Origin of the sequence: Bdellovibrio bacteriovorus (genome assembly GCF_002208115.1) — a bacterium.
Lineage (GTDB): Bacteria > Bdellovibrionota > Bdellovibrionia > Bdellovibrionales > Bdellovibrionaceae > Bdellovibrio > Bdellovibrio bacteriovorus_C.
The window spans coordinates 1,074,243-1,098,796 of record NZ_CP020946.1; the positions used below are offsets into that span (position 1 = coordinate 1,074,243).

22 protein-coding genes and 1 tRNA gene are annotated in these 24,554 nt (G+C 48.4%); 12 read left to right on the forward strand and 11 right to left on the reverse strand.

All coding sequences use genetic code 11. The annotated features are described in order from the left end of the window. Positions 1-221: 221 nt before the first annotated feature. Entirely contained in the window at positions 222-4,865 is a 4,644-nt protein-coding gene (locus B9G79_RS05260) for a hypothetical protein (RefSeq protein ID WP_088564603.1), read from the forward strand. A gap of 77 nt (positions 4,866-4,942) precedes the next feature. On the opposite strand, the gene B9G79_RS05265 is transcribed toward B9G79_RS05260, so the two are convergent. Beyond that, positions 4,943-5,815: a hypothetical protein gene (locus B9G79_RS05265; RefSeq protein ID WP_157678726.1), complete on the reverse strand. Its 873-nt coding sequence runs from the start codon at positions 5,813-5,815 to the stop codon at positions 4,943-4,945. A 251-nt stretch (positions 5,816-6,066) separates the two neighbouring features. Here B9G79_RS05265 and B9G79_RS05270 point away from each other — a divergent pair, with 251 nt between their 5' ends. Beyond that, positions 6,067-6,477 carry a hypothetical protein gene (locus tag B9G79_RS05270; RefSeq protein WP_088564605.1) on the forward strand — a complete coding sequence of 137 codons (411 nt, stop codon included), beginning with the start codon at positions 6,067-6,069 and terminating at the stop codon, positions 6,475-6,477. Positions 6,478-6,526: 49 nt separating this feature from the next. On the opposite strand, the gene B9G79_RS05275 is transcribed toward B9G79_RS05270, so the two are convergent. Further along, positions 6,527-7,942 (reverse strand): MFS transporter, encoded by a 1,416-nt coding sequence (locus B9G79_RS05275; RefSeq protein ID WP_232469203.1) that lies wholly within the window; start codon positions 7,940-7,942, stop codon positions 6,527-6,529. A gap of 106 nt (positions 7,943-8,048) precedes the next feature. Between B9G79_RS05275 and B9G79_RS05280 the strand changes: the two genes are divergently transcribed. Continuing rightward, complete coding sequence (locus tag B9G79_RS05280) at positions 8,049-8,543, forward strand: TetR/AcrR family transcriptional regulator (protein ID WP_088564606.1); 495 nt, start codon at positions 8,049-8,051, stop codon at positions 8,541-8,543. 76 nt (positions 8,544-8,619) lie between these two features. Here B9G79_RS05280 and B9G79_RS05285 read toward each other — a convergent pair whose 3' ends face one another. Further along, positions 8,620-9,738, reverse strand: a complete 1,119-nt coding sequence (locus B9G79_RS05285) for a patatin-like phospholipase family protein (RefSeq protein ID WP_088564607.1) — start codon at positions 9,736-9,738, stop codon at positions 8,620-8,622. 13 nt (positions 9,739-9,751) lie between these two features. Continuing rightward, on the reverse strand, positions 9,752-10,576 hold the full coding sequence (locus B9G79_RS05290; protein ID WP_088564608.1) for a ComEC/Rec2 family competence protein: 825 nt from the start codon (positions 10,574-10,576) through the stop codon (positions 9,752-9,754). Between the two features lie 1,183 nt (positions 10,577-11,759). Here B9G79_RS05290 and B9G79_RS05305 point away from each other — a divergent pair. From B9G79_RS05305 to B9G79_RS05315, 3 genes are all read left to right on the forward strand, one after another. Further along, positions 11,760-12,032, forward strand: a complete 273-nt coding sequence (locus B9G79_RS05305) for a helix-turn-helix domain-containing protein (RefSeq protein ID WP_088564611.1) — start codon at positions 11,760-11,762, stop codon at positions 12,030-12,032. 270 nt (positions 12,033-12,302) lie between these two features. Further along, a complete protein-coding gene (locus B9G79_RS05310; RefSeq protein WP_088564612.1) occupies positions 12,303-12,548 on the forward strand; it encodes a hypothetical protein in 246 nt (81 codons plus the stop codon). An 11-nt stretch (positions 12,549-12,559) separates the two neighbouring features. Next, positions 12,560-12,964: a helix-turn-helix domain-containing protein gene (locus B9G79_RS05315; RefSeq protein ID WP_088564613.1), complete on the forward strand. Its 405-nt coding sequence runs from the start codon at positions 12,560-12,562 to the stop codon at positions 12,962-12,964. 34 nt (positions 12,965-12,998) lie between these two features. On the opposite strand, the gene B9G79_RS18565 is transcribed toward B9G79_RS05315, so the two are convergent. Beyond that, positions 12,999-13,388, reverse strand: coding sequence for a 5-methylcytosine restriction system specificity protein McrC (locus B9G79_RS18565; RefSeq protein WP_157678728.1), 390 nt, complete (start codon positions 13,386-13,388; stop codon positions 12,999-13,001). 24 nt (positions 13,389-13,412) lie between these two features. Between B9G79_RS18565 and B9G79_RS05325 the strand changes: the two genes are divergently transcribed. Beyond that, positions 13,413-14,603, forward strand: a complete 1,191-nt coding sequence (locus tag B9G79_RS05325; RefSeq protein ID WP_088564615.1) for a hypothetical protein — start codon at positions 13,413-13,415, stop codon at positions 14,601-14,603. Positions 14,604-14,659: 56 nt separating this feature from the next. Here the strand turns inward: B9G79_RS05325 and B9G79_RS05330 are convergent, their stop codons facing one another. The 6 genes from B9G79_RS05330 to B9G79_RS05360 form a co-directional block, all read right to left on the reverse strand. Then, positions 14,660-15,061, reverse strand: coding sequence for a hypothetical protein (locus B9G79_RS05330; protein ID WP_157678730.1), 402 nt, complete (start codon positions 15,059-15,061; stop codon positions 14,660-14,662). A gap of 929 nt (positions 15,062-15,990) precedes the next feature. Then, positions 15,991-16,066, reverse strand: a tRNA-Gln gene (locus B9G79_RS05340). Between the two features lie 271 nt (positions 16,067-16,337). Beyond that, entirely contained in the window at positions 16,338-16,664 is a 327-nt protein-coding gene (gene spoVG / locus B9G79_RS05345; RefSeq protein WP_011165187.1) for a septation regulator SpoVG, read from the reverse strand. A gap of 292 nt (positions 16,665-16,956) precedes the next feature. Next, positions 16,957-18,378, reverse strand: a complete 1,422-nt coding sequence (locus B9G79_RS05350) for a trypsin-like peptidase domain-containing protein (RefSeq protein WP_088564618.1) — start codon at positions 18,376-18,378, stop codon at positions 16,957-16,959. Positions 18,379-18,392: 14 nt separating this feature from the next. Then, positions 18,393-18,641, reverse strand: coding sequence for a DUF1844 domain-containing protein (locus tag B9G79_RS05355; protein WP_011165185.1), 249 nt, complete (start codon positions 18,639-18,641; stop codon positions 18,393-18,395). Between the two features lie 45 nt (positions 18,642-18,686). Continuing rightward, the gene (locus tag B9G79_RS05360) at positions 18,687-19,499 is read right to left on the reverse strand and encodes a M48 family metalloprotease (RefSeq protein ID WP_088564619.1); all 813 of its coding nucleotides are present in this window, start codon (positions 19,497-19,499) and stop codon (positions 18,687-18,689) included. Positions 19,500-19,657: 158 nt separating this feature from the next. Between B9G79_RS05360 and B9G79_RS05365 the strand changes: the two genes are divergently transcribed. Genes B9G79_RS05365 through B9G79_RS05385 form a run of 5 tightly spaced genes read left to right on the forward strand, consistent with a single transcriptional unit; the run spans position 19,658 to position 24,471 of the window. Further along, a complete protein-coding gene (locus tag B9G79_RS05365; protein ID WP_038451994.1) occupies positions 19,658-20,632 on the forward strand; it encodes an AAA family ATPase in 975 nt (324 codons plus the stop codon). Continuing rightward, the gene (locus B9G79_RS05370; RefSeq protein ID WP_088564620.1) at positions 20,632-21,501 is read left to right on the forward strand and encodes a DUF58 domain-containing protein; all 870 of its coding nucleotides are present in this window, start codon (positions 20,632-20,634) and stop codon (positions 21,499-21,501) included. The genes B9G79_RS05365 and B9G79_RS05370 overlap by 1 nt, the downstream gene beginning before the upstream one ends. Continuing rightward, the gene (locus B9G79_RS05375) at positions 21,501-22,400 is read left to right on the forward strand and encodes a hypothetical protein (protein ID WP_088564621.1); all 900 of its coding nucleotides are present in this window, start codon (positions 21,501-21,503) and stop codon (positions 22,398-22,400) included. The genes B9G79_RS05370 and B9G79_RS05375 overlap by 1 nt, the downstream gene beginning before the upstream one ends. Beyond that, a complete protein-coding gene (locus B9G79_RS05380; protein WP_088564622.1) occupies positions 22,397-23,407 on the forward strand; it encodes a vWA domain-containing protein in 1,011 nt (336 codons plus the stop codon). Before B9G79_RS05375 ends, B9G79_RS05380 begins: the two co-directional genes overlap by 4 nt. After that, entirely contained in the window at positions 23,407-24,471 is a 1,065-nt protein-coding gene (locus tag B9G79_RS05385; RefSeq protein ID WP_088564623.1) for a vWA domain-containing protein, read from the forward strand. Before B9G79_RS05380 ends, B9G79_RS05385 begins: the two co-directional genes overlap by 1 nt. The last annotated feature ends 83 nt before the right edge of the window (positions 24,472-24,554 follow it).

Below are 24,554 nucleotides of genomic sequence, written 5' to 3' on the forward strand. Positions count from 1 at the left end.
AAGGGCTTTTGACCCTTTTGTAGTTTTAACTGAGCGTCAGCTAAGAAACCGGACCCTCGCAAATAAAAGGATGCTTCAACTTTCTGTCTCATGCTGCGACGGAAAGTTGTTTCATCCCATTTCAGAAACACAGTTTTCCTCGCGATTATCATAGTTTATCCAGATTTTCCTAAGGGGACCCGATAAAAATATGAGCTATTCCGTGGGATATCGGGGGAAATATGAATATTTTGGTGCGTTCTGCAAAACTGCTGCTGATCTGTCTGCCGGCCTTTATGGGGGCAGTTGGGTGTACCCTCAAGGCAGATCTCCTCCAAAAAAGTCTCCCTTCGATTGAGGCTCCGGATGTGGGTGATGGGGACGGCGAAACTGATAATGACCTTTCAGGCTATTTTCCGGTGGATAAGACAACTCCATTTTTCCAGGATGACTTTAATCGCGACGATGAACTTCTGGCCAGTAACATAAAATGGATTGATTTAGGCGGTGCTCCCACCAGACTGACAAACAAAGAAGTGTCCACGTCGGACAATAGTGGGCAGTTATTGATTTCTCCCAACAATCCTGCGGTCTTTCCTGATCAACCCAAGGTTTATCTGGAGTCTTCAGTTGTATTTGATTCTAGTGCAGACCAGATTTTCGGTATAACGCCTGCTGCGGATATGGGAAGCATGAACATCGTGGGATGTTTCTATCGATTTACAGCGGCAACTCAAACGCTCAGCATTTATGCCGGGGATTTTATGAGCTTTTACGGAGGCGCATTGACGCCTTACCTGACTCTGACAAATTACCCCGTGGAGTCGCCAAACTACCTCGGGTGTGAAGTGGACGAAGTCGCTGGTACAGCTACGGTGTTTCACAATCTCATAGAGTTGGGGACCGCGTCGGTGGTCGTACCTCCGTCCGCGAGTGCTGTTCCTTTGATTATTGCTCTGGGCAGCATCGTTGTAGATAATGTGAAAGCTTTTCCTTCCTTTGAGGTGGGAAGAGATCCAAACGGCGACAATAAGCTGAAGATTTACAATCCTCCATATCAGAAGCACTACCTTAGCAATCTGGCAAACTTTGTTCTTCAGGGCTATTGTGCGGATGACGGGGCCACGATTCAGGTCAAGGACTCGCCTCCTGGAACATTTCAATCAGGTCCTGTCACTTGTGCCGGCAACAAATTCTCTATTCCTTTGGATTTATCAGACGTAACTAGATTTGCAGAGGGAACCAATCAGATCCGCATCGAATACACAGTGGGTGGGGTTAGCAGTGAATACTTCTGGCACTTTATCCACGTCCCAACGCCACCTCCTCCGGTCGTTTCCATCGCCATTGGCGCACCGTCACCTTCATCTGGGTCCAGCACCACGGAATTTGAATGGTCGGTCACTTATCAAAATGCAAGTGCGATTTCTTTAAATAGTAGTGATATTACTTTATCGGGAAACACCACAGGCTGTGTTGTTTCGATTGTGAACACCGGCCCCTCCAGTCGGACCGTGAAGGTGACAGGGTGTTCTGCCGGATCTGGCAGTGTCGCTATTTCGTTGAAGGCAGGGACTGCGGTGAACAGTGTTGCGGTTCCAGCCGGTCCGCAGGGACCTTCGGCAGCGGCTTTGTTGAAGCCCTCGATTTCTATCGGATCTTCGACCCCGGATCACGGAGGCAATGGAATCACTGAGTTTGTCTGGCCGATCACATATACCGGGGCATCGACTATCAGTCTCAGTTCAGCAGACGTCTTTCTTGTGGGCACAGCCAGCAAGACTGGCTGTAGTGTTTCGATTGCGGGCAGTGGTACAGTCAATCGTCAAGTCAAGGTGTCTGGGTGTCAGGCGACGTCGGGAACATTGGCCATTGTCATCACTGCGGGCACCGCGCAAGGCAGTAATGGAACCTTGGCACCAGCTTCAGCAACTTCGCCCTCCGTCACCATGATGGTTCCTTTAAGCATCAGAACCTTTGCTCCCTATGAAACTTCAGCCGGTGCCAGAAAAGGTTATAGATTCCAAATTGCTTTTGATGGAGCTACGGCGGCGACTCTTGATCCAACGGATGTCGTGCTTGCTGGCGCCACCGCGGATTGTGTGGTGGAAGTTGAAGCATATGATTTTACCACGTTTCAGGTCGGGTACATAAATCTTTGGGATTGTTCGTCGTTAGCCTACGGAGCGGCGGTCACCATTTCTGTTAAAGAAGGGGTTGCGACAAACAGCTATGGCGATCTTTCACCAGCGTTGCCGAATGCGACGGTGATAGTGCTGGACAATCAGATTGAGGTTTCTTTTGCCAAAGCCGTCGATGTGATCCCGGGTGGTGCTTCAACAAATACCCAGCAACTGATGTTGGCGTTGGATCGCCCTTCTCCCGTTGATGTGCTGGTGGAATACACGGTTTCACCATTCTTTACGACGGCGGCAAATCCGACAAACTTCAATCTGCCCTCACGAGGCACAGTTCTTGTCCCCGCGGGGCAGACCTCCTGGCCGGTGTCTTATAGTTACCACGGTGGCTTAAGCACGGATGGGCATAAGATTCTTCAAGTGGGAATCTCGGGCGTGGTGGCCGTCGGCTATCGCGCCGTCGTCGGAGTCAATCAAGTGGCCCGCCGTGTGATTTCTGAAGAGTCCGGCCGGGTCACGCAAATGGTTCTTTCTCAAGGCGACGAGCCTGTCTTTATGTGCAGTCTTCGTGGAGGCCGGGTCTTCTGTATCGGGGACAATACTTACGGTCAGCTCGGCGATGGAACAACTGTCAATAAAACGGCTCCAACCCAGGTTGTCGGTGGGGATGTCTTCACTGAGATTTCCGCCGGTTCCAAATCCGTATGCGGGATCACCTCTGCGGGAGTTGTAAAATGCTGGGGTGATAATTCAAATGGTCAGTTGGGGGATAGCACAACCGTTTCCAAGTCGGTGCCCACCGCTGTGAGTGACGCTTCCACTTACAAGTCCATTTCGGTCGGGAACATGCATGCTTGTGGCGTGACGACGGCGGGGGTGACGAAGTGTTGGGGTTCGAATAACATCCTTGGCAATGGAGGAGCAACACCTTTAGTCCCGACAGCGGTCACGGGTGGGGATCTTTATAACTCTGTTTCTGCGGGAGCGTTCACAACTTGTGGCATTCTGACCTCGGGCTTGGTGAAATGTTGGGGCGACAACGAATACGGGCAGATCGGTGATGGCACCAGCGGAATGTGGGAAGATCGGGCGGCTCCAACTGCAGTGAGTGACAGTGATACCTACAGTGTTGTTTCTGTTGGATACGGGCATGTCTGTGGCGTGCTTGTTTCGGGTGGGGTAAAATGCTGGGGTAATAACGAATACGGGCAAGTCGGAGACGGCACTACGACTCCTCGACTTGTGCCCACTCCGATCAGTGGCGCTGACACTTATGTGACGGTCTTTAGCAGTCGCGGGAAATTCTACGGCTGGCCCGATTATAATATTTACGATCAGAGTTGCGGCGTGACCAGTGCCGGTGTTGTAAAGTGCTGGGGTTACTCTTTAGGGTTGGTTCCTGAGCAAAAAATTAACGGCCAATTCGTTTCCGTAGTCACAGGGCTTTCCAGACATTGCGCTGTTGATGTGAATGGTGTCGCTCAGTGTTGGGGTGCTTCGTCCGAAATTGCATTAGGTGATGCGCTTGATGGTCGACTGACCTCCCCGGTGTTAAGCCCGACTTTAACGGCGGACACGACGTTGTATGACTCCATTTCAGGATCGGCTTTAAATCGGTGCGGGATCTCAACCACGGGCGGCGAACTGCGCTGTTGGGGAGTACGCAGTGGTCAGGAAAAAGACATGTCGATCCTTATGAATTCCGGTGATCAGTATGTGAAGGTGGCCCCAGGCCGAAGTCATTCTTGTGGTATAACCTCGACAGGAACGGCTAAGTGCTGGGGGGACGGATTCGCAGGTAAACTTGGGACATTCAAGACCGCAGAAGTTCGAATCCCAGAACCTGTATTTGGAAATGATACCTATACGGATATTGCCGTTTCCTATCATCACACCTGTGCTGTGACTTCGACCGGACAGGCGAAGTGTTGGGGTTACAACAATACGGGTGAACTGGGGAATGGAAACACGTCGACAGTCTATGGACCTCAAACCGTGGTGGGTGGTGACAGCTTTAAAGCTATTGCGGTTTCTCCGGGTCGCTCCTGCGGGATTACGACGTCGGATGCATTGAAGTGTTGGGGGCTCGGGTTCTATTATGGTGGTAATCGTCTGACTCCTGTGGAAATTGCGGGTGGACCTTATAAGGCTATTGCCATGAGTGAATTGGCTCAACATGCCTGCGGATTGACGACGGCAGGGAAAATCTGGTGTTGGGGCAATAATGATTTTGGTCAGTTAGGAGACGGAACGGCCAATTCCCGCGAGGAAGCCGTTGCCGTCAGTGGCAGCGAAACTTACAAGGCTGTCTATGTTGGAGGGGGCACAACTTGTGGCCTTACAACTTCTGGGGCCGCTCTGTGCTGGGGAGCTTACGTCGGGGATGGAACAATTATCAGTCGTACCTCACCAACAGCCGTCACTGGCGGGGATGTTTACACTTCGTTGTCCGTCAGTGCCGATTATACTTGTGGTGTGACGGATGCGGGACTGGTCAAGTGTTGGGGTTTGAACCAAAAAGGTCAGTTGGGTGATGGGACGACGGTTGATAAATATGCTCCTACTGCGGTCCTGGGGGCCGACAGTTACAAGGCCGTCTCAACTGGTGTTGTCTGGTCTGATGCAGACGGTAACAGCACTTGTGCGTTGACCGTGGCGGGCAGAGTGAAATGTTGGGGCGGCAGTCAAAAAGGTTTAGGGGTTGGAAATCTTAGATCTGCGTATCAGCCGATACCGATGGCGCTGTAGGCAGGAATCGGTCTTCCTACGAAAAGGCGTCACGCCTTTTCGTCCTAGCTTCTGTCTGAGCCCGATATTTCGGCTTTTTATTTCTTCTTCGTCAGCGGAAATAGATTCAGATCCAGTTGCATAAGATAAGAGTCCGTCGAAGGAGATTTTGACTGCGCAAGGTGCTGGCGTGAAAGTTCGTCAATCCAGTTTCGCAGTTCGATGAGTTTCATTGCCACCGGCATAAACTGCCCCCGAGGAATAACCACAGGATGGTTATGATAGGTGGACGGACTTTGCGGATTTTCAATAAATGTTAAAAAGTTATTAACCGCATCGCGATGAAGCTCGATTCCCTGGTAGGGCGCATCGCCCTTCGTAGTGGAGTGGTCAAATTCGGCCGGAGCCGCCGTCAGCGGGCTTCCTTCTATGAGCTCTCCGTTGTCATCCCATTGCAGATATTTTTCTTTCTCAATTCTGTCGAGTGCGTTTTGCATCCGCAGAGACGATATTCCCGGAATTTCAAAGCTTTCTTCGATCTCTTTGACAGAGAGGCGTTTTTTCTTCCAAGTCATCAAACGCAGAGCCCAGACAATGTCTGACCAGAGCACCTGATCCATTCCAGCTTCCTTCTGATAGAGCGATGGGTTGGGATCGGTTTTTGATTTTTCCTGAAATAGCTGATCGGATTGATTTTTGGGGGAATGAGCCAACGCAAGCCACAACATGTGTTCTTTTTGGGCGTTGTTCATTTTGAAATAGTTCGCAAATTCCAGGGCGCGTGTAACACTGAGATTTTTTCTACCTGAGCTTAAATCCGAAAGATAGCTTGCCGGCCAATTTAATAAATTGGCGAACACCCGGTAAGAAAACTTAGCATCACGCACTTTGTTTTCGACAAAAAAATCCTTGAAGTAGTCTTTCGCATCTTTGTATGGCATGGGCGAGACAAATTTTAACTTCTTTTCCACTGCAGGCATCCTTTGCAAACATTTTAGGGGATCAAGGTTCGAATTCAAGAGTTAAACCGCGAAAGAAGTGTACTCATTTTTAGTACACCAGGTCTAGAAATGTACTCTTGCCGAGTAGAAAGTGACCAGCAAGGTCCGCTGCAAAAGCTAGTGACAGCCCAACCTGCTTACGCTTCTTTCCGGGGTGGTTTTTGATTTGCAAAAGAAGGTGGCAAATGTGTTCAACTACCAAACAAGAAAGAAGGTATGAAATGAAAAACGCAGTCGTTCTTATGATCGGTCTCTTGGCGGCAAGTACGGTGATGGCGCAAGGAACAGCTAAGGTTGTGTCGGTAAACTGTCAGTCTCCTTCAATGATGGCTGGCGGTGTCTCAGCATCCCTAACGGGCACCCTTGAAATCATCGTCAGCCCGACAACGGGTATGACAAAAGTACGTCCCGGCAGCGAAGTTGTTTTGAGTGTTGGCGGCGAAACTGCGTCAGTTGCCATTGAAGGAGTTTATTTTGTGGCAGGTGCCCGGGAATACATCAACGGGAGTTTGGATCAAGACGCGGTTCCCTTTTCAAGTACTCGAATTGATTTTAATGACTCTTCAGAAAGTCAAAGAAGCTACATTCAGCGTTTGAACGGCCAAAAGATTCCACTTCATTGTGCGCACTAGAATTACCTAGTAGGTAGCAGAGCTCGGCTTCCCAGGTTGGGCTCTTGCTTTATCTCTTTTTTAGAACCACAAAGACGGCGATAGCAACAATGGCAATGACAGCCCCAGCCGATACTAAGACGTTCTGATGGGCCGACGAAAACGCAACCTTTGCCGCCGACACCAAGGTTTCGGCCGAAGCACTATCAAGAGCTTTTGCCGCAATCATGGTGTCGCCAATGCTTAAAGTCCCTTGTGCCGGGATGCTGCTCGCAATTTCGGCAGGCAGCTGAATGGCTTTTCTGTAGCTTTGCGACAGCAATAATCCGAACAGGGTGATCCCCAGTCCCATGCCCAGCTCATATCCTACGGCTTCAATCGAGCCTGCGGCGCCCGCTTTTTCCGGGGGTGCCGCACTCATGATCGCAATGGATGAAGCAGTAAGGCCAATGGCTAAAAACAGACCCAGCAAGAAAAGTGAAATGATGATCAGCGCATTCATCGTGGAAAAATCCGCAGCAGCCAAGCTGAATAAACATCCGGCTGAAACCAGCAGGCTTGTCGTCGCGACGGATCTGACTCCGTACCTGCCGACAAAAAATCCGGACACGGGGCCGCCAATGGCGGTTGCCAGCATCAAAGGCAGCATGACAGCGCCGGCTTCAAGCGGTGTTTTTCCAAAAACAAACTGCAGTTCCTGGGCGATGGTGAATTCAACCCCGGCCATCGCACCGGCGACCAGCAGTGCTAGCACAAGCCCGACGCAGATAGCAGGTTTTTTAAACAGCCCCAGGTCCAGTAAAGGATTTTTCGAGCGAAGCTGAATCCTGATAAATACGGAAATCGCTGAAAGGCCGATGGCCAGCGATCCGAATTTTTCCATGGGACTGACATCCCCTTTGAAAAAGGATTTCAGGGCATAGACGCACCCGATAAGTCCGACAACCAGAATAAGGGCCTGATCAATGGCCCACTTGGAAGAACTGGTGGTTTGGGATTTAGGATAGACGATGTATCCCAGCGGCAGAATCAAAGCAATCAACGGGGCATTGATTAGAAACACCCAGTTCCATGAAGAATGAGTCAGGATATACCCACCGATTAAAGGTCCGATAGCGCCGCCGGCAGCCCCCACGGTGGACCAGGCACCCAGCGCCAAGGCCCGTTCTTTGTCATCCTCAAACACCGTGCGAATGATTGATAAAATACTGGGCATAATCATAGCCGCACCAAAGGCGGTGGCAGCTCGGGCAACGATCAAAAGATTTGCGGAGGTCACTAGTGAAGCAAAGACCGAAGCGATCAGAAATAACAGCAATCCATTCAGCATCAGTTTTCTGGATCCGATTTTGTCAGCCAGGGTGCCCATCGGGATCAGTAATCCTGACATCATCAGGGCGTAAATATCGATGATCCAAAGAACCTGAGTGCCGGTGGCTTTCAGCGAAGTGGTTAGGGTCGGGATCGCCACGTGTAATGTTGTCATATTAATGACAACAGGCAGGCTGGCCAAAAGGGCCGCGAAAAGAACTAACCATCTGTTGTGCTTAAGTGTCTGTTTCATAGAATTGACATAATACATACCGATCGGTATGGCAACCGCCGGGATTGCCAGTGAGGAAGGGGTTCACGCCATCAGACTGAGCAAGGTTTCTGCCGCGGCCGGGGTGACCAAGGGGGCGTTATTTCATCACTTTGTAAATAGGGAAGCGCTGATTGCAGCGATGGCTTCGTATCTGATGGATCATCTGGATGCAGAGATTGATCAGCTTATTGAAAAAGACACGCAAGAATACGTGGTTTTTACCCGCGCGTATATTCAAGCAACCCTGAATATGGAAAGCGAATTCGGCAAAGCCTTTTCTACTTTACTGCTGGCCGAACCCAGCGTGGTTTCCATCAGCAGCGATTGGTTTGTTGGAAGGATGAAGAAACACGTGAAGACGGATTCTGATCCAAGTCTTGAGGTCGTCCGTTATGCCGCTGACGGAGCGTGGCTGGCGGCGGTGACGAACTACAATCCTAAGATGGATTTGGCTAAGGTCAGAAAGCGTCTTATCGCGATGACAGAAGTTAAGGGCGACTGAGTTCTTGTCGCGTGCGGAAATCTCGCGCATAGATCATGCGAGCGATGTGATAGTACAGGTCGAAGTGGAATATTGATCATTCGGTATTTGGCAGGAGTAAAGAGTTTAATTTTGCAGTCTCGTAGCCGTGCGTAAATATCGTATCAAAGGATTCTGGGGTCATTTTAAGTAGAGAGGTCGGAAATGATCTTGCGTATGATACGCTTTTTTCATCTAGCCACATCTCGCCATTCGGACACAGGTTTTGAAATGATGGGGCACTCGAGATAGTACCGATCTGTAAATACATTCCTAATGACGGATTGTTTTTTATAAAGTTCACTATACTTCGAACACGAAGTGCTCGTGTTTGTTCGCTCATTATGTCCATCAATCTTTTGAATCTGAAAGGATTTAATGGGTGAGGAATATCTTCCGTTGCAAACGGTTTGCCTGCGTCAGATACGATCAGAAAGTCGACATTTTCATTGGAAGACTTAATCCTTTGTGTGCCACAATCATAGAGAGGTTCGACCCCTAGGTTGTCGTAAACTCCTCCATCATAAAGGTGGAGGGTCTTCTGTTGAAGGGTAGTTGGTTTGGCATTGGCTTGAGAGCCCCATTCCGCTTTGCGCCAAACATACTTATCAGAGGCTATCTTGAGTGGGCCAATTCCTCCGGGAAACGCTGCTGACATGGCCATGGCGTTGGCTATTGGGAAATCGGTCATATCCGCATAGCCGATTGAGTAGTCACCTCCGGTACCTTTTTTAAATCTAAATCGTTTTCCATTTTCGGCTGTGGTGCCGTTGATGGACCAGGTTGGTGATGGGGGTAGATCTCCCAATGTTCCTGTTATCTGAAACAACTCATTGATGGATTCAGCTACTATATTTGCACGATATGTAAGTCTATGCCAATTCAAGGGGCTCAGCGCTTTTGTTTTTGCTGTCGACTGGAGGCAATTTGATGTCAGGATATTTTTGATTTCGAGGCAGTGATTTTGATATTCGCCGCTACTAGGCCACTTGTAATTTGAAATGTGAAATAGGAGGCCGATGAAAATGCTTCCACCCGAAACGCTGGATACGTGAGATACATGCTCTAGTTGTTGAGTGTCGGCAAGCCACTTGAGTACGCCGGCATGAAATGCTGCGGCTCTCATTCCTCCGCCAGATAAACAAATTCCAATACTTCGATGTGGTGTATTTCTCATGGGAAAAACATCCTTAGATGCTATATTTTGTACTTATAGGATCTTTCCCGGCCTCGAGCGTGGTCAAAATTGATTGACCGTCACTCCCTGTATTTGTTTGGTACCAAATTTTAGAGTGTTGGTTAAATAGCTCGACTGCTTCTTTGTGGGGATGGCCATATTGATTGTTTACTCCGGCGCTAACTATAATTTTGTAAGGGGAAACGGCAGACAACAGCTCTTTCGATGATCCATTTTTTGAACCATGATGAGGAGCTGTCATCATTTGAGAAGCTAAACTATTGCCAAACTCTTTTATAATATTAGCCCATCTGTCGATTTCGGTATCGCCGGTGACTAAGTAAGACTGCTGAGAGGAATTTTCGACCACTTTACAAACTAGCGAGCAGTTGTTGGAAGAAGATTTATCCTCCGCATGGGGGGAGAAAATCTCGAAGGTAAACTCCTTTGAAAGTTTCGAGTAAAAACGTGATTTATTGTCATTTAAAAGAATCGGAACACGTTGAATTTTGCTGTTAGTGTCGTGAGCGTCAATAAGCTTAAAGCACTCGGAAGCATTATCAGTTGCTTTGAAATACTTTGGATACATGATCCAATTTGGAAGATATTTGTGAAGAATTATGCTTAAACCCACTGAATTAAAGTGGTCTGCATCAAAGCCAGTAATCATTAATCCAATTAAGGCCTTGTTTTTTAGGATGTCGGCAAGAGCCCCTTTGATATTGATAACTTTTTGGTCGGTTCCCATTGGCACATGGGTATCGACTATGAATGCTTCGTTAGTGCCAACTACAACGGTAAAGTTTCCTTGCGCAACATTTAGAGAATAGACTTTCATTTTAACTCCTGCAAATTACGGTATGTAAGTATACAGCTGTTTGTTTTTTGTCAAACTCCACTGGTGATATCGAATGGTCAGAATCAATTGTGTCTCGGGATTGTAATTTGCGAGCCTATTGCTCTCTTCGAGTCCCGCTACCCCAACGGTAGATTTTGGACGTAGCAAAGCCCGTTTGGGATTCGATATATTTTGTTTTAAAGGGAGAAAATGGATGTCCTAAGACATCAATAAGCAATAATTGCCCGTCCCTTGATATTATTGAGTTTTTTCAAAAAATTGAACCCCGCATTTACGAAATTATCGCGCCGCTGCACGTGGAAGGCATGTCGATAACTGATATTGAGCAGCAAACGGGCTTAAAAAGAACCTCGATCTGGAAGGCATTGAAGGCTCATGATCAAAGCCTTCCCTCCAAACAGTCAGTTCCATACGCAAGGTGGCGCAAAGGTCATAAAAGGACCGGCGCCAGACCCCCTTATGGATTTTGCTTTCTTTAGGGGGAGTTGGTGAGAGACCCCAAAGAGTACCCCACGCTTCTTTTAATCCACAACTTATGGACTCGCGGCAGTGATATTATGTCTATTTTTTCTGCCCTTAGTGATCGTGGCCTTAAATCCCGAACGGGTAAAGAGTGGAGCTACGGAGTCATTAAATCCATTGGTCAGAGAATTGAGTCGGGGGCGATAGTTCTTCAGTCGGGGAAGTTAGCGCTCTCCGAGAGCTTCCTAAAAGGAACTTCGTCGGCTTCAAAAGTACTAACAAAAAAGAGAAAGGGATGAATTATGAACCTCACGAATCTTATTTTTTGGAGTGCCAGTGTCATCACCGGGTTGGCTGGAGTTCACAACATAGATTCCATTCAGCGAGCCATTTGGAAGGTCCAAGCACGAATCGTCTACGAGTCGCGTACCGAGACATGGGGATCTCCAAAGTTTTTAAGGAATGACCAAGGTCCTCACAAGTTAAGTCAGAGGAGCGGTCAGGAAAGGAACTGACTTCAAAAGAGCTTTTATTTGTCCATACTTTAGCGGTCATAGACCTAGGCGCGATGTTTCAATTCTCGGATCAGAACCGAAGTTCGGTTGATATGATTGATGAGGCTTTGGTGATCTTGTTGAAATTCGAGATGTGAGCTTCATCTTTCTATATTAAGATTTTTCTATTCGCTAGGAGATTAGTAATGGCGCTAAAGAAGAATACCCTGGGGCAATTTCTGAAAGAAAAGAGAACTCTTTCCGGACTCTCTCAAGGTGAGGTCTCAAAAAAACTTGGTTATTCGACTCCGCAGTTTATTTCAAACTGGGCGCGAGGAGTTTCCTCGTCTCCCATTGATACTCTTAAGAAGATCGGCCAAATTTATCATGTGTCGGCAGACGAATTATTTGAACGAGTACTTGAAGGCACAATTGAGAGTGTAAGAGACGATATGGCGAAGAAATTTAAGAAGGGTTAGGGGGGGGCCGCCGAGGGCAGGTAGTCAATTTTTCTAGAAAAACCTCACCTCAATAGACCGAATCTAAACCATTCGACTGTCTACCCGTGACCCTAGTAAAACTACTAGGCTTCTCTCCGAATTATAGCCTGAGTTATCAGTATCAGAAACCTTAAGAGTGAACTCAGATCAAGTGAAGGGCTTTTGTGAACTCTTTACACGCCAATAGCATGCTTCTTGTTGCATAGTAAAAATACTAGTAGAAATACTTTTAAGCAATTGGAGGATGTTATGACTGATGAAACAAAAGATGGGTTAAAAGAAGCAGGAAAAGATGCCAGCTCAGCTACTATCGGGGCGGGAGTTGCTATTACTAGTTTGTCAGTAGCAGGAGTTCCAGGCCTCAGTGCTGCTGGAATCACTTCTGGCTTAGCTGTACTTGGCGGCTCGATGATCGGTGGAATTTTTGTTGTTGGAGCAATTGGATATGGCGGCTACAAATTATCACGCCTCATCATAAATAAATGTAGCGAATAGAGGCTTGCAATATGAATGAGTTCACTGGAGGAGATCTTCGCGCATTCAGGACTGAGCTTAGGCTATCAAGGGCGCAGCTCGCGGCACTATTGAATGTAAGTCCCACAACGGTCGAAAAATGGGAGCAGCGAGAAAGTGAGCCTATACGCTCTAAGTATCATACGCTGCTATCGTCACTGGGTGCAAAGGGCGTCGGTGTAGCTATAGGAGCTGGGATAGCCGGGGTTGTGGCTGCGCCGGCAGTCCTAGGGTTCGCGGCAGCGTTAGGGGCAACTGCTTTGGCAACTGGATCAGGAGCTTCTTTTTTGAAAGAGGATTCGGACACTCAATCTCTTAGGAACTTTCTGGTAAAGTTTGGGGGACTATCTGAAGAAGAAAAAAGAACGTTTATTGATGTTCTTCAAAAGATGATCTAGAGGGTTTGTATACTTTTAATCTCAATCCATCTTTTCAAGTTTGATTTCCCAATGAGCCAGATTGAATTATTTTGGAAAGATCATTTACCAGTGAAGGAAGATTTGCTCTAAGGTCACAAGATAGGTCAATAGTGGCCGCGATGAATGTGGCATCGGACCCATTTACTTGAAACTCCTTTCTTATGTGGACGTTGGATTTTGGATATAGCAATGCTACAGAAGGCGCCGCAACTCCTGAATGATGAATTTGTCTGTATGCTAGAACTTGGTAGGCATCCTGGTTGCTAATACCATAGTGATTTTTAGTGTCGTTGATGATTTTATATTTTGTGTCCAAAATGAATTCTGATCCTGATTTTGATTTAATGTGGATATCGGTAAAGGTGTCGAAGAGGCTTCGTGGTACCCATTCTCCATTTTCCAATAGGTCGCGCTCTGCTGAGAGATTATGAGAAGATTGCCAGCGGAGAATCTTCGATATGTAAAAATTGACAACTTAAGTCAGATAGATAGCAAGTTGGCGGACTTATCTAAGTTTCAACTGCTTTCGTTTAGTATGCCTAGTACTCTTGGAAGCGAACCGTGGTTTTTTGTTCATCCTGATTTGAAGTCTTTGCGAGATAGAATGGTGGAGCGTTTTGGAACGATTGAACATTTTGGCAAAAGCATGTCGATCAATGTTGGACTTCAAGTCCTTTACAAGAAGTTCTATCTAATCAGAGGTAGAATAGAAAAGAACAAAGTTATAGGTCAGAATTATGCCGGAATTCCGGTGAGCATTGAGAAGTCAATTTGTCGGCCTCTTGCAATAAATCGGAAGTTCTATCCCTTTAAAGTTATTGAGAAAGATAATTTTGTATTGTTCCCATATCAGCTCTCTTTGATTGATTCAAAAAAGAAGAGGTCATTGGCAAATTTGAAATGTGACGCAATCAAGTTCACAGCACTTAAAGAAACGTTTCCAAAAACATGGGAATACTTAAAGGAATCTAAAGAAGAGATTCAAGATAAGGTGGAAACTAAGACTGGAGTAAATTGGTACCACTACACCTATGAAAAAAATCATTGTTTGCAGAGCCTACCAAAGATGTTGATTCCATCAACGTGCTTGGATACAACAGCTACCGTTGATGCGCTTGGTGAATTTTATCAAGATAATGTGCGGGTAAATTCTATCATCATTGATGGCGCGGATGTTCGCCATTATAAAGCTCTAGCTGCGATCTTCAATTCGAGGATTTTTGACTGCCTTGCAAAAATCACGGCTGAATCTCTTGATAATGGTTATATTCAGTTGAATAAGCAATTCCTCTTACCAGTTCCTCTTCCCGTACAAAGACTATTGGATGAGGTAGAGGTAACGGATTCACTGGCTTCGGTTTATGATGAAATGCAAAGTGTCATTAGTGCTTATGTCAATGCTTCGGATAAAGAAACACGTGAAGCCTTAAAGATTGCTTTGAGTAGCGCCGAAGAGAACCTCAACAGTTTGGTAAACACTCGAGTCTACGAGTTGAACGATCAAGATGTTCAGGAACTGCAGCGATTTGGAAAACGTCTGCCTATCGGCTCTTATGTTGATCAAACTCTACGAGAAGTGGGAGAACTGGATTTCGTAGAAGAGGCAGAGGCTGTATAATTAACAGGGCGTGGGGGCATTATGAAAATGCTCCCATTCAGAAGAGAAAGAAATTTTTAGAGTATACTATTGGCGGTGGATTCTTTTTTATTACCACCAGACTTCTTAACTAGCTTATTAAACATCAACTCATCAAGACCAAAAAGTTCTTTATATTTGTTTGCCCACGCTAAATCGCCATCAATAGCTCTCTTTAGAGTGTTTAAGGTTCGAGCGTGAGGAATGTCTTCCACAATAATGCGTGCAAATCGGGGATTCTCCGCCGCGATATCGATAATTTTTTGAATATTTTTTGCTCCACTGACAAACTTTAAAACATCAAAAGCGAGCTGTGGATTCTTTGCGCACTCAAGCATATTATCTGCTGTTTGCAGAGCTGGGACAGACGCTAAAAAGCGAATTGCACGATTGTAGTCACTATTGGAAAGAGCATCGTCGAGCATCATTTGAGGTGTCATAATCTTATTCTCTTTTAAGAACAAATTATTGGGCAATCTGATTGCACGCGATATTGGAAAATTCAAGACCAAAGCCTATCTCCTCGGTACTGACCCGCAAATTTAAACGGTCATAGCAGTAATCTTCATTAGGTGATTATGCTCAACCAGTCATCTCCGTAGTTGGGGTTAGCTGCGTCAATATGTTGGTTTTTAGCTAGTTTTTGCAGATATACGAGGTTGGCCTGTAGAAATTACAAAAGGTTGATAGGCGACCTGATGATGATTTAAGGAGCTTTACAAACCAAATACTGAAGTAGCTTGTAGGCAAACTTACCACCAAAAGCTTCCACTTATTATTGAAATGCTGAAGTCCATTTTGTGCAATACTCAGGCTGCGGGCAGCCTCAGCCCTGGAGTTTAGAAAGGGCTTTCCGAAGACAACGCCAGCTCTAAAAAGAAGACTTGTGAGAAAGGTCTTAAAGAAGTTGGTGCTCACTCTGAAGGGCTTGGAGACGTTCTTCTGCGTGGATGAGAGCGGTGTTGAGAAGGCGGCTGGGCGACATGTCCCTGGGGCCTCAGTTAAAATATTGAGATTTGAAAGAAAAAAGGAATCGGAAAGTCAGATTTTGGGCGCGACAGAGCCGTCAGCGTTGACCCTGCGGGCAGCCGGATCTGATTGATTCCGTCGTTTGAATTTTTGCTTAATGATGGAAATGGATGGGGTAGCAGGACTCGGTCTTCCCAGGTTGGGCTCCTGCCCAACCTTCCAGAGCCGGGGCCGTTCGCTCAGCCGGCCATCGTGGCCGTCTGCCCCGAATCGAATGCTCCTAAGGTCGCATCCGACACGGGTCGCTCTCTCTATTCTCGTCCTGCAACCCCGGGGCAGACGTAGCTGTGCCCTAAGGGGAATTTTGCTGGCTTATTTTCTGTGATTTTTTAAGAAAAAATGGATGGGGTAGCAGGACTCGAACCTGCGAATGACAGAATCAAAATCTGTTGTCTTACCAACTTGACGATACCCCAGCAAGATGATGCGTTCGAAGGCCCAAATTACGGATATTGCGGCCCAAAATCAAGAAAAGACTTTATGCGTTGAAAGATAACGCACCATGGGCCGGAAAAAGAACCAGGAACCTTTTGAATGAAAAAGCCCGTCAGGGATCTGACGGGCTAAGAATTCCAGGGGGTTTACTTGAAGCCGCCGTTGCTGGCTGCCTCCACATTAGGCAGCCAGGTGTGCGTGAGCAGGGAACTCGACCCCGGCCCCATGGCCCTAGGGTGAATCAAGTCAAACCTAGTAGTCGTCGTTGCCGTAGTCGCTCCCAGGAGCTTTTTGGCGTTTTAGACTGACCAGGGTTTCGCCCATGGATTTTAGTTCTTTTTCGTAGGCCTCAAATATGAGGTCTTCAATCATCGCCCGGGTCTCCTGATTCAGGGGGTGGGCGATATCGCGGAACTGACCGTCTTTGCGTTTTTTGCTGGGCATAGCCACGAACAAACCGCTGGTTCCTTGGATGACCTTCAGATCCCTCACGACAAAACAGTTGTCCAGAGTGATCGAGACGTAGGCCTTCAGCCGGTCCTCATTGACGGGGAAAACTTTCACCTCGGTGACTTTCATACAGTCCCTTTCTTGTTGCCGTTCTTGTTGCCATAACAGTTGCTCATTCTTAAAAGCCATTTGACCGGCCTTTTTGTCGCAATCTTGGAGCCAAACTATGGTCCGTATTTCTTCTCGGTGGGCCCAAGAAAAACTAAAGACCTAGGTCGAGGATTTTTTTATATTTTTACTGAGGTTCCGCGAACTGCCTCAATTTGAGGCAGGTGTTTACTTATATAGCGGCAAAATAAAAAAGCCCATCCGAAGATGGGCTTTGAAGCGCTGCTCTTTATTAAAATTTCTGAGTTTAGAATTACTCGATGTTGATGATCTGAATACGGGTGTTGCGGGCAATTCTAAGGGTGTTCTTGCCCTTTTTAAGAGCTTTTAAAACGTCCTTGGCGGTGTCGACGGGCTGTTTATTAACATCCAAAATCACATCGCCCACGCGCAAACCGCCCTTTGAAGCGTTGGAGTTTCTTTCCGTCTCGATCACCACGGGCTGCTTCATATCGTCCGGCAGGCCCCATTCCTTGCGAAGCTCGGTGGTTGGATCAATCACCGTGAAGCCCAGATCAAACGGAGCTTTCTGGCCCGCATAGGTTTTAGTCGCCGCACGAACCGCGCGTTTTTCTTCCACACGTTCTGCCGTCACCACATTCAGGGTCATTTCCTTGTTGTTGCGGATGATCTTGGTTTTAATCGGCTGACCGATAGGGGCGTCGGCCACGGCATCCATCAGATCCAAAGAGGTTCTGATTTTCTTGCCGTTAAACTCGGTCACGATGTCGTACATCTTCAAACCGGCTTTCAAAGCCGGGCTGCCCGGAGACACCTGCGTGATCACGGCCCCGCGAAGCTCGCCCAGTCCCAGGTACTCGGCCGCTTCCGGATCCAAGTCACCCAAAGCCGTACCCAGGAAACCTCGGGCAATGCGGCCCTTGGATTCAAGAATTGGCAAGATGGCTTTCACTTCATCAATCGGAATCGCAAAACCGATCCCCTGCGCGCGGGCATCAATCGCCGAGTTCACGCCGATCACCTGACCTTTGGTGTTCACCAGCGGACCACCCGAGTTCCCCGGATTGATGCTGGCATCGGTCTGAAGCAATGGAATTTTATTGATCTCTGTGATGTCGCGGCCTTTGGAAGAGATAATCCCTTTCGTCATGGAGTGACCGTGACCGAACGGATTCCCGAACGCCGCCACCCATTCGCCGACTTCAACATCTTTGGACGAGCCCAGCACCGCCACAGGCAGTTTGCCTTTCGGAGTGATCTTGATCAAAGCAATGTCCGTGCGTTCGTCGCTGCCGACAAGGGTCGCTTCAAACACGTCCGTGGATTTTTCGCTTAATTGAACGTTGATGATGTCGGCGCCGGCGATCACGTGGTTGTTCGTGATGATCAGGCCGTCTTCACGGATGATAAAGCCTGTGCCCAGACCCATTTGTTGCGGACGCTGTTGTTGTTGAGGTTGCTGCATGCGGAAACCATAAAGCTGTTCCAGCATATCCAGCATCGGATCACGCATGCGCGGAGAGTTCTTGGGCATCGCCGTGGTTGAGATATTCACAACCGCCGGGTTGATGGCCTTGGCCAGCTCAACAAACAAGTTGCCGGGCAGGGCGGCGCTCAGATTCATCTTCGGTGGATCTTTCGGGAGTTCCTTCGCGCCCGTTTGGGCTTGAGCGGTCATTGCGACAGACAGAATAAGAACCAACAGCGTCTTCATAGACAGTTTTCTCCTTACATAGACACAAATTTCATTTGCAGATCACTGATTAAGTTTTCCAAAAATTTGGCTTCATCGCCAGTCAGATTTCCTTTGGTCTTTTGTTGCAGGACCACCAAAAGGTCGATGTTAAAGCGAGCCATATTTTTATCTTTGCTCACTTCGCCGTTTTGAGGATTTGGAGCCAGACCCATAGCCATAATCGCCGAAGAGGCGACGGACATAATTAGGACTGAAAAGGAGGCTTCAATTTTTTCGTTCATAAGTATCCTCTCTGTGAATGTGAGTTCTCTGTTAATCCTGTCAAGTTAGATGGGGTAATAACCCATCAGTTTTTGCAAACGGACCTCAATGGCCGGGTGGGATTTCAGGAACAGATTTTTTTGTCTAAAACCTTCCGGGTTCACCATGAAAAGATGACTGGTGCAGGCCGGGATATCCAGCGGCTGGGTTTGAGCCAGGCCTTCCATGCGCCACAAAACTTCGCCCAGGCGGTTGCGACTTTCCAGAAGTTCAGAAGCCATCAGATCATTTTCAAAGAAGGACTTTTCCACCACCACAAGCTTGATGATCAACCAGCCAATCGGGGACAGCAGCGGCATAAAGAATCGCAGCTTGTACGGGATCAAGTTGTCCAAGAACTGTCCCAGGCCCACGACGGAATTGGCCAGTGTGCTGCTGACGCTAAAAGCAAACGTATCCAGACGGCGGATGTGGCAGATTTGATGGGCCACGACGGCTTCCAATTCCTCATCACTCAGTTTTTGCAATAGCCCTGCGGTGAAGCCCAAAGATCCGCGTTTCCAGGAATGACCCACGCAGAAGGCATTCACGGACGAGTGCGGGGTGATATAAACTGCCGGAGCGGGCATGGACAGTTGGGCGGACATCTTTTGAACCTTGTCGATCAGACCCCAGGAGTCCTGGCCTTTGATTCGTTGTGCGTTCAGTTTCGCCAGCACGCGGCTTTCGCCGTAAAAGAACACAAAGAAGTTCAAAAGAACCGCAAAGAAGAAACCAATCAACAACCCCAGACGTTCCCCAAACTGGTAACCAAGAACCAGCAGGGCCAGAGAGCTTGATAGAATGAATATCCAGACTTTTGTATTGTTGTTGATCATATAAAATTAGTCCCACTAAAGAGGGGTCTTGGCAAGCACAGGAACGGCGCATAGTTTTTCGTCGGGATTTCACTCTAAACTTGCGTAGTTTTTGGCTTAATTGTGAAATAGAGAGGTTCATCTACTCAGGAGGCAAGAACGTGAGTGAAGTCGATATCATGGCCCTGAATGCCGCGATCAAGCAAGAGAGCCAATTCATTGATAAAATGATGGCTGAAATCAACAAGGTTGTCGTAGGGCAAAAGGAAATGGTGGAGGGCATCATGATGGGCCTTCTGACCGGGGGCCACATCCTGCTGGAAGGTGTGCCGGGCTTGGCTAAGACGCTGACCATCGCGACCGTTTCGAAATCCATCTCATTGGATTTCCAACGCATCCAGTTCACTCCAGATCTGCTACCAACGGACTTGATCGGTACCATGATCTTCAACCCGAAATCCGGTGAATTTGCTCCGCGCAAAGGACCTATCTTCACGAACATCGTTCTGGCGGATGAGATCAACCGTGCTCCGGCGAAAGTGCAATCCGCACTGCTTGAAGCCATGGCTGAAAAACAAGTCACCATCGGGGATGAGTCCTACAAACTTTCAAGCCCGTTCCTGGTTCTGGCGACTCAGAACCCGTTGGAACAAGAAGGTACTTATCCTCTGCCGGAAGCCCAGATGGACCGTTTCATGTTCAAGATCAACGTCGTTTACCCAGGTAAAGGCGAAGAGCTTGAAATCCTCAACCGCATGGGCACCAACGAAAAACCGGAAGTGCAGCCGGTAATTTCAAAAGAAGACCTTTTGCGTGCGGCTCACCGTGCGGATCAGATCTATGTTGATAACAAAATCAAAAACTACATCGTGGAATTGATCATGGCCTCCCGTAAACCGGGTGAATACGGTCTAAGCCGTATTGCGAACCTGATCAACGTGGGTGGTTCCCCGCGAGCGACGATCAGCTTGTATCGTGCGGCGAAAGCTCATGCGTTCTTGCGTGGTCGCGGTTATGTGACTGCCGAAGACGTAAAGGCCATTGCGTACCACGTTCTGCGCCACCGTCTGATTCTGACGTACGAAGCCGAAGCTGAAAACATCAGAACCGATGACATCATCAAAGAAATCCTAAGTCAGGTCGAGGTGCCATAGTGAGCTTGCCTCCTGAGGTCTTAAAGAAAGTCAAACTGCTTGAGATCAACACAAGAAAGCTTGTGAACAATCTCTTTGCCGGTGAATACCACACGGCCTTCAAAGGGCAGGGGATGACTTTTGCGGATTTCAGGGAGTACGTTCCCGGCGATGACGTTCGTTCGATTTCTTGGCCGCTGACCGCGCGCACGGGAAAGCCGTACATCAAAACCTTCGAGGAAGAGCGCGAGCTGACCCTGATTCTGGCCGTGGATGTCAGTGGTTCCAGTGATTTTGGAACCGGGCCTTATTTTAAGGGCGAAGTCATGACTCACATGGCGGCGTTGTTGGCGTTTTCTGCGGTGAAGAACAACGACCAGATTGGTTTGTTGCTGTTCAGTGATCAGGTGGAACACTTTGTTCCGCCGAAAAAAGGACGGGGCCACGTGCACCGTCTGTTGCGTGACTTGTTTTACTATAAACCAAAAAGCCATCGCACCAAGCTGTCTGCCGGGTTCTCTTATTTGCAGGGGATCTTAAAGAAGCGCGCGACGGTGTTTGTATTTAGTGATTTTATGGATCAGGGCTTTGAACAGTCCTTGCGTTTGCTGGGAAGAAAGCATGACGTCGTGGCCTGCGTGGTCAACGATGCGGCCGAGTATTCCTTGCCTTCCATGGGTGTGATCGAAGTGCAAGATGCCGAGACCGGGGAAATCGTCACCGTCGATACGTCTTCGCAATCGTTCCGCGCCCAGTATGAAGAGGCCGTGGCCAAACGCAAAGACGCCCGGGATCGTCTGCTTCGCCTGGCTCAGGTGGAGCGTGTGGATGTGAAGTCCAGCGAGGATTATGTGAATCCTTTGGTGGCCTTCTTTAAGAAGAGAAGATAATGGCGGCAATTCAGTGTAAGGCAGAAATTCCCAAAGTCGAGGGACTGAAAGACAACGAGCTCACCGTAGGGCGCGAGTTTCTTTTGGTGTGTGACGGGGACTTCCCGCGCGATCTTCAGCAGGAAAAACTTCATTTTGTTCTGAAGCCGGAACAAAAATACCAGATTAAACTTCTGGGTTTTGAGTTCCGTTCTCCGACGGTGGCGGATATCAAGGCCACGGCTTACACGGCCGGCAACATTCCGTTTGAAAACCTGCAACTAAGTGACGGCGTGCAGACTCTGGATCTGGGGCCGATACAATACGCGGTGACCTCGGTGCTGCCGCCGCCTCCGCAAAATCCGGGCGAACAGCCCGTGAAACAAGAACCTTACGGTCCGATCGGGCCTGCCAGCATTGGGGTGCCGATGCTTTATTGGGGAATTTTAGCGGCATTCCTGGGTGTGATTGCTTTGATTGCCATCACCAAGATTTATCGCGTGATTCAAAGACGCAACATGCTGGAACGCCTGCGCGAACATGACTCGGCCTTAACACCGCTGTCTGAATTCCATCAAAACTATCGCCGCCTTCAGCGCACCAATCCGGTTTTCTTTGGCAAAGACGCCAAAAAAGAAGAAATCGATCAGGTGCTGGTTGAAACGAACAAGATGTTTAAGCTCTTCCTGACCCGCCAGTTCCGTGTGCCGGCTTTGGAGTGGAGTGAGCGTCTGGTGATCAAGGATATCAAGAAATACCATCGCAACGTCTATGTGGAAACGGGCGAAGGCCTGCTGAAGCTGTTCCATGAATACCAGCACGCATTTGCCGATCAGAAGAACCTTTCCAGCAGCGACGTTTTGAATTTGGCCACCCACTGCCGCACTCTGGTAGAGAAAATGGAAAGGGTGTCCTCATGACGTATCATTCATTGTGGGCCCTGTGGTTCCTGTTGCCGCTGGTTTTGATTCTGATCTGGAACTTCTGGAAAAGAAAAAAGAAGACGCCGACGTTGCAGTTTGGTTCGGTTGAACTGTTAAAGTCTGTGACGCCGACCGTGCGCACGCGTTTGATGCACCTGCCGGTGATCTTAAAATCCCTGGCGCTGGTGTTTGCGATTGTCGCTTTGGCGCGCCCGCAGGAAATGAACACCAAGATCCGCAAGAACGTGGAAGGGATCGACATCGTCATCTGTCTGGACGTGTCTGACTCGATGCTGATTGAAGACATGAAACCTTTAAACCGTCTGGAAGCCGCGAAAGAAACCATCGCGAAATTCATCAGCGCGCGGACCTCAGATCGTATCGGTCTGGTGGTCTTTGCCGGTGAATCCTTCACCATGGTTCCACCAACGCTGGATTATCAGATGATCTTGCAGCGAGTGAATGAAATCTCCAGTGCGTCGAGTGCAAAAATCAAGGACGGGACCGCCTTGGGTGTGGCCATGGCCAATGCCGCAGGCCGCTTGAAAGATTCCCAAGCCCGCAGCCGTGTCATGATCTTTATGACGGACGGGGAGAACAACTCCGGCACCATTGATCCTGAAACGGGTCTTGAAATCGCCAAGGGTTACGGCATCAAGGTTTATTCCATCGGTATTGGTAAAGACGGTCCGACACGCATCCCGGTTTATTCCCGCGACATCTTCGGCCAGAGGGTAAAAACCTATCAGCCATTTGAAAGCACCGTGAACGAGGATCTTTTGGGTCGTATGGCTTCCGACACCGGTGGTAAATACTATCGCGCGACCAATGAAGGCGCCTTGCAACGGGTCTTTAATGACATCGACACCTTGGAAAAAACCAAGATCGATGTGAACAAGTTCACCAACTACACTGAAAAATTCCCGCCCTTCCTGATTTGGGCTTTGGTTCTTTATTTGGCCGGACTGCTTTTGGGCCGTTCCTGGTTAAGGAGGGTGCCATAATGTTCCGCTTTGAAAATCTGGCAGCATTTAATTATTTGTGGCTGATTCCGGTGATTATCATCGTGGGCTTTATCTTTGATCGCATGTCGAGAAAAAAGATGGAAGCCGCCATCGGTTCAAGATTGTATCCGTTCCTTTCAAGTTCCGTATCGCGCAAGAAGCGTTCAATCAAAACCACTTTGCAGGTTTTGGCCGTGCTGTGTTTTGTACTGGCTTTGGCACGCCCACAAATGGGTGAATCCCAACAGGAAGTCAAAAGTGAAGGGGTTGAGATCATCTTCGCTGTCGACGTTTCTGAAAGTATGATGGCCGAAGACGTGAAACCTTCGCGCTTGGCACAAGCCAAAGCCGAACTGAGCCGTCTGGTGGATCTGATGCCGGGAAATAAAGTGGGCATCGTGGCCTTTGCCGGATCGGCGGCGTTGTTGTCGCCCCTGACAAATGATCCGGGTGCGATCAAAATGTATCTGGAATCCCTGGAGCCAAGCTCTGTGTCCTCGCAAGGAACAAACTTCACGGAAGCTTTGAAGATCTCCAAAGACGCCTTCGAGCGCGGTGGGGTTTCCACCGATGAAACCGTGAAAGTCACGCGCGTGATCCTGTTTGCCTCCGACGGGGAAGATCACGAGCAGGGCGCCTTGGATGAAGCCAAAAAAATGGCCGGTGAAGGTGTCAGAATCTTCTCGCTGGCTTACGGCACGGAAAAAGGCGGGGCGATTCCGGTTCGTGATGGTATGGGCTTCTTAAAAGGTTATAAAAAAGACCGTCAAGGTCAGACCATCCTGACGACCGTCAAAGGCGATGCTTTGCGCGCGCTGGCTGAAGCCGGTCAAGGCAGCTTCTATTTCGCCACTTTTGGGGGCGAACAGACCAAGCTGCTGGTGGAAGATATCAGCAAACTTGAAAAAGCCCAGTTTGACACGACTATGGCCACCCAGTACGAAGAACGCTTCCAGACAGTTCTGATGTTGGGAATTATCATCGCGCTTTTAGAACTGTTCCTGGGTGAACGCAGAAACTCTTTCCTGTTCTGGAAAGGCCGCTACGAGGTGCCTCCCGCATGAAGCGCTTGGCCTGTGGTTTTTACTCGAAGCTTCGGACAGTCCTCGCTCGTGATGGGCAGGGGGTAGATATGGCATTTAGTGGC